Genomic DNA, 212 nt, shown 5'->3' with positions numbered 1-212 from the left:
TTCGGACTCGCTTTCGCTACGGCTTCCCCACACGGGTTAACCTCGCAACACACCGCAAACTCGCAGGCTCATTCTTCAAAAGGCACGCAGTCACGAGACGCACCCGAAGGTACGTCCGACGCTCCCACGGCTTGTAGGCACACGGTTTCAGGTACTATTTCACTCCGCTCCCGCGGTACTTTTCACCATTCCCTCACGGTACTATCCGCTAT

Annotated in this window: 1 rRNA gene; it reads right to left on the bottom strand. The window is 56.6% G+C overall.

Annotated elements, in window-relative coordinates:
• Window positions 1–212 (bottom strand): 23S ribosomal RNA (locus tag OO47_RS33170); the annotation flags it as partial.

The organism is Streptomyces bikiniensis, assembly GCF_000716625.1.
GTDB lineage: Bacteria > Actinomycetota > Actinomycetes > Streptomycetales > Streptomycetaceae > Streptomyces > Streptomyces bikiniensis.
This window is presented reverse-complemented; position numbering and strand designations above follow the sequence as displayed.